4 protein-coding genes are annotated in these 4,734 nt (G+C 74.4%); all 4 read right to left on the reverse strand.

Features of this window, described 5'->3' with window-relative positions; genetic code table 11:
* On the reverse strand, nt 1–1,376 hold a 1,376-nt coding region (locus tag ACFU6K_RS31680; RefSeq protein WP_380668870.1), incomplete at its 3' end, for an MFS transporter.
* Between the two features lie 438 nt (nt 1,377–1,814).
* Nucleotides 1,815–2,444: a TetR/AcrR family transcriptional regulator gene (locus tag ACFU6K_RS31685; RefSeq protein ID WP_380668872.1), complete on the reverse strand. Its 630-nt coding sequence runs from the start codon at nt 2,442–2,444 to the stop codon at nt 1,815–1,817.
* Nucleotides 2,441–3,403: a quinone oxidoreductase family protein gene (locus ACFU6K_RS31690; RefSeq protein WP_380668874.1), complete on the reverse strand. Its 963-nt coding sequence runs from the start codon at nt 3,401–3,403 to the stop codon at nt 2,441–2,443. The genes ACFU6K_RS31685 and ACFU6K_RS31690 overlap by 4 nt, the downstream gene beginning before the upstream one ends.
* Before the next feature lie 239 nt (nt 3,404–3,642).
* Nucleotides 3,643–4,437, reverse strand: a complete 795-nt coding sequence (locus ACFU6K_RS31695) for a pyridoxamine 5'-phosphate oxidase family protein (RefSeq protein WP_380668876.1) — start codon at nt 4,435–4,437, stop codon at nt 3,643–3,645.
* Nucleotides 4,438–4,734: the final 297 nt, after the last annotated feature.

The raw sequence follows: 4,734 nt of genomic DNA on the forward strand, positions 1-4,734 counted from the left end.
ACGGCGCCCCGCGCGGACCGCGCACCGGCGGAGCCGGCCGAGGCGGCCGAGGCCGCGGGGGAGGCGCCCAGCGCGGTGCCGCGGGTCTCCTCCGCCCACGCCACGCAGACCAGCAGCCCGAGAGCGGTGGTCCCGGCGGCGATCAGCATGGTCGGCCCGGTGCCCAGCCCGGTCAGCGACAGCGGCAGCAGGTAGGTGCCGACGGCCGCGCCGATCCGGCTGACCGAGGTGGCGACGCCCACGGCGGTGGCCCGGATCTCGGTCGGGAACAGCTCGTTGGGGTACGTCCAGTCGAGCACGTTGGGCCCGCCGCACAGGAAGGCGTACGCGCACAGCGCCAGCAGCGCGACCGCGGCCGGGGCGGTGGGCCACACGCCCAGCAGCGCCAGCGGGACGGTCATCAGCGCGAAGGACCAGATGATGACGGGCCGCCGGCCGCGGGTGTCGATCAGGCGCAGCGCCGGGTAGCAGCCGAGCAGGAAGACCAGGCTGATCAGGCCGGTGCCGAGGGTCTCCATCACGGTGCCGCCCGGCATGCCGAAGGAGGAGAGGATCTGCGGGCCGAAGGTGAGCATCGCGAACAGCGGGCCGACCTGGCACATGAAGAACAGGCCGCAGAACAGGGTGCGGCGCCGGTAGGGCTGGGTCATCAGCAGGCGCAGTCCGGCGGGGCGGCCGCGCTCGGCCGGATCGGGCATCAGCTCCCGGCCGTCGACCCGGACCCCGAGGTGCTTCTCGACCACCCGCACCGCGTCGCCGACCCGCCCGTTGGCGGCCAGCCAGCGCGGCGACTCCGGCGAGCCGCGGCGGATCACCAGGAACACCACGCACAGCACCGTGGAGCTCGCCAGCATCCACCGCCAGCTGCCCGGCCCGGCCAGCTCCAGGAACAGGTAGCCCACCAGGTAGGCGAGCACCGAGCCGGCGTACCAGGCGACGATCTGCTGCCCGAGCAGGCGGCCGCGCTTCTTGACGGGCAGCCACTCGGCGAGCAGCGAGGTGGCGATGGGGTAGTCGGCGGCCACGGCCATGCCGAGCACGAAGCGCAGCAGGGTGATCGCCCACACCGCGTCCACCCAGAAGGAGAGCACCGAGCAGGCGACCATCACGAGCAGGTCGGCGGTGTACATCACCTCCCGGCCGATCTTGTCGGTCAGCACGCCGAAGAGCGCGCCGCCGACGAACATGCCGACCAGGGCGGCGGCGCCGATCAGGCTGACCTCGGCGGTGGACAGCCCGAGGTCCGGGCGCATCCCGATCAGGGCGACGCCGACGATGCTCAGGATGTAGCCGTCGAGCAGGGGTCCGCCCGAACAGGCGAGGGCCAGCCTGCGGTGGAACGCGGTATACGGGGCGTTGTCGATGGTCTGGGACATGTACTTGGGGTCCTCCGGAGCGTACGGCACGCACTGCGCACCGTGCGCCGGGTAGACGGCAGGGGAAGACGCCGCCCACCTCGGACGGCGCCACCGCCCGGTCACAACGGGCGACCGTCCACGGTTGCCCCGGTCCGGAGGGGGCGCCACCGGGGCGAAGGTCGAGGGGATTCACGACCAAGGTCCCGAAGCGGACGGGCCCTTCGCCCGTGCCGCGACGGCGCCCGCCCAGTCCCGCCACGGGAGGGCGCCGCCGGGCGCCGCGAACGCGCGCCGGGAGTGACCCTGGTCACTCCGAACCCTCAACAGCCCCTGGAATGTGACCCGTTCCACACCGGGGCGGTGCCCGTCCGTACGGGGCCGACCCCGCCGCGTCACCCCCGGGGCGCCGTCGAGGCGCCGTCGCGAGCCCCGAGCCGGTCCTCCGTCAGGGCGTCGTCAGTCCTCCGTGAGCCCCAGCCGGGCGAGGCCCGAGTCCAGCGCCGCCTCCAGATGGTCGGTGGAGCCGGTGGTCATGAGGATCAGCACCCCGCCCTGGATCCCGGCCAGCAGCGCCGCGGCCTCCCGTTCGGCATCCAGGCCGGCGGCGATCGCACCGCCGTCCCGCAGGTGGCGGATGCCCGCGGCGAGCTGCCGCCGCCACTGCCCCAGCAGTTCGGTGGCCACCGTCCGGCCCGCGCCGGTGGCCGTACCCGGCTGGGACAGGGCCACGTGCAGCGGGCAGTCGACGCCCTGGGCGCGGTAGCGGGCGAGGACCTTGTCGCGCCACCGCAGCCAGGCCTCCCGGGAGGTGAGGGCGCCCAGCTCCGGCTGCTGGTCGTCGAGCACCCGGGCCGCCTCGAAGCGGGCCACGGCCAGCAGCAGTTCGTCCTTCCCGCCGGGGAAGTAGTGGAACAGCTGGCTCTTGCTGGTGGCGGTGCGGGCCATCACGTCCTCCAGGCGCAGCGCGAACACGCCCGCCTCGCGGATCTCCCGGGCGGCTCCCTCGACGATGCGCTGCCTGGTGGCGACGCCCTTGCGGGTCGGCGGCCCGGAGCCCGTACTCCTCGGTGCGGTCCGCGCGCTCACGGCAGCAGCACCAGTTTGCCCGTGGTGCGCCGGGACTCCAGGTCCGCGTGCGCCCGAGCCGCCTCGGCCAGCGGGTAGCGGCTGGTGATCCGCTGGGTGAGCCGCCCCGCCAGGACGAGGTCGAACAGCTCGCCGGTGCGCCGCACCAGCGCCTCGCGGGTCGGGACGTGGTGGTGCACCACCGGGTACGTCAGCAGGATGCTGTTCGGCAGGTCGGTGGGCCGCAGTTCGGGCACGCCCATGAACGGGCCGTAGTAGGCGTGCACCCCGTGCGGGCGCAGCGCCAGCTGGGAGGAGCGGAAGGTGCCGGCGCCGCCGCCGTCGTAGACGACGTCGGCCCCGCGCCCGCCGGTCAGTTCCCTGACCCGGTCCTCGAATCCGCCGCCGGAGTGGACCAGGACGTGGTCGGCGCCGGCCTCCCGCGCGACGCCGGCCTTCTCCTCGCGGGAGACCAGGCCGATCACCTTCCCGCCGCGTGCCCTGACCAGCTGGGTGAGCAGCCGGCCGACCCCGCCCGCCGCCGCGTGCACCACCGCCGTGTCACCCGGGGCGACGGGGTGGACCTCGGTGCTCAGGTGGCTCGCGGTCAGGCCCTGCATCAGCAGGCCGCCCGCGACCTCGTCCGGCACCCCGTCGGGCACCGCGACCAGCGAGGCGGCCGGGACGGCGAGCAACTCGGCGTAGCTGCCCGGGTGGTAGAACCAGGCCACCCGGTCGCCGACGGCCAGTCCGGCCACTCCCTCGCCGAGGGCGACGACGTACCCCATGCCCTCGGCGCCCAGCACCACCGGCGCCGCCCAGCCGGGACCGCCCTGCGCGCGGGCGCCGACGTCCAGGTAGTTCACCCCGGCCGCGCCCAGGTGCACCAGCGCCTCGCCGGGGCCGGGGACCGGGTCCGGCAGTTCGGTCCAGCGCATGGCCTCGGGGCCGCCGTGCTCCTCGATCCGGATCGCGTGCATGGGCTGGAACCTTCCTGTGCGGGCTCGTTCGGGAGGAAAAGGGGGGAACGCGCAGCACGGTAGGCAGCCGAAAATGGACCTACAAGTCCAGAAATCCGTACGGCGGCGGACCGCCCGGCAGGCGGCGGCCGGGGCGGGGACGCAGTCCTCGGCCAGGGCGGGGCGGCGGCGCCCGCACCCTCGCACGCCGCCGGAGACGCCCGAGCCCGCCCGCTCCGGGCCGTCGACGGTGGCGCGTCCTACGTGGCCTGGTGGCTCTTGACGAGGTCCTGGACGGACTTGGGGACGGGGGTGCCCTGCTTGACGTGCTTGTCGGGGACGGGGTCGCCGTACGTCTGGCGCAGGGCGAGGACGCCGCCCCAGGCGTGGGGGTGGTCCCAGTCCCGCTGGGTCTCGTGTTCGGGCCCGTCGGGGTGGGTCGCCGTCTTGGCGTGGACCGTCGTTCCCTGCTCGCCGAGGTCGACGGAGAGGACCCCGGTGGTGGGCATGTGCTGCCCGTCCGTGTTCAGGTCCTTGTCGTCGATGGGGCGCAGCTCGCTCCAGCGGCCGGGGACGATCTGGTCGCTGAGCGCCTCGAAGGCCTTCGCGCGCCCGGAGGGGTCGACCTTCCTGGCGGTGCCGTTGACGACGACGGAGCGGTAGTTGAGGGAGGTGCTGATGGCCGCGCGTCCCACGACGAGGCCGTCGACGAGGGCGACGGCCAGGGAGACGGACACGCCGTCCTCGCTCCACAGGTGCTTCAGCGAGACCGGGATCCCCGTCGGGTAGTAGATGGACCCGTGCAGGTAGAGGAGCCTCTTGCCGTCCTCCTCGTGGTAGGCGTAGACCATGGGGACGCATCTGGGCCTGACCGTCAGCCGGTCGTCCGGGGTGCTGATTTCGAGGTGTGCGACGGTGCAGACGAAGCCGGCCTTGAGAACGGGGACCCAGTCCTTCGGGTCGGTGCTCACCAGTGTCCTCTTGCCGAACGTCGCGGCGTCCGACGGCCCGGTGGCGGGGTCCGGTTCCTGGGGCGTGGCGGGCACGGCGGGCATGGCGGCTCCTTCGAAGGGGGGACGGGGGGTCGGGCCCTGCCGGTGACGGGAGCGGGCCCGGAACACGGGTCATGCCTACGGCACGGCGGGCGCCCGACGGGCCCCAACGTGCGCGCGGCGGTGGCGGATCACCCCGCCAGAGCAACGGCCCCGCCGACCGGTCCAGGCCGTACGACGGGACGTTGCGATGCGCCATCCGGCCGTCCGCCGTTGGAACGGGAGCGCCCTCGCGGCCACGGCCCGTCCCCAGCGAGCGGACGAACTGATGGCGCAGCGCGGCCGCGGTCCCGAACCCCG

Source organism: Kitasatospora sp. NPDC057512 (genome assembly GCF_042802135.1).
Classification (GTDB): Bacteria; Actinomycetota; Actinomycetes; order Streptomycetales; family Streptomycetaceae; genus Kitasatospora.

What these genes read in the sequence shown, in the direction of transcription:
- ACFU6K_RS31690 (WP_380668874.1), bottom strand. Translation starts at nt 3,403, where the DNA reads ATGCACGCGATCCGGATCGAGGAGCACGGCGGCCCCGAGGCCATGCGC.
- ACFU6K_RS31695 (WP_380668876.1), bottom strand. Translation starts at nt 4,437, where the DNA reads ATGCCCGCCGTGCCCGCCACGCCCCAGGAACCGGACCCCGCCACCGGG.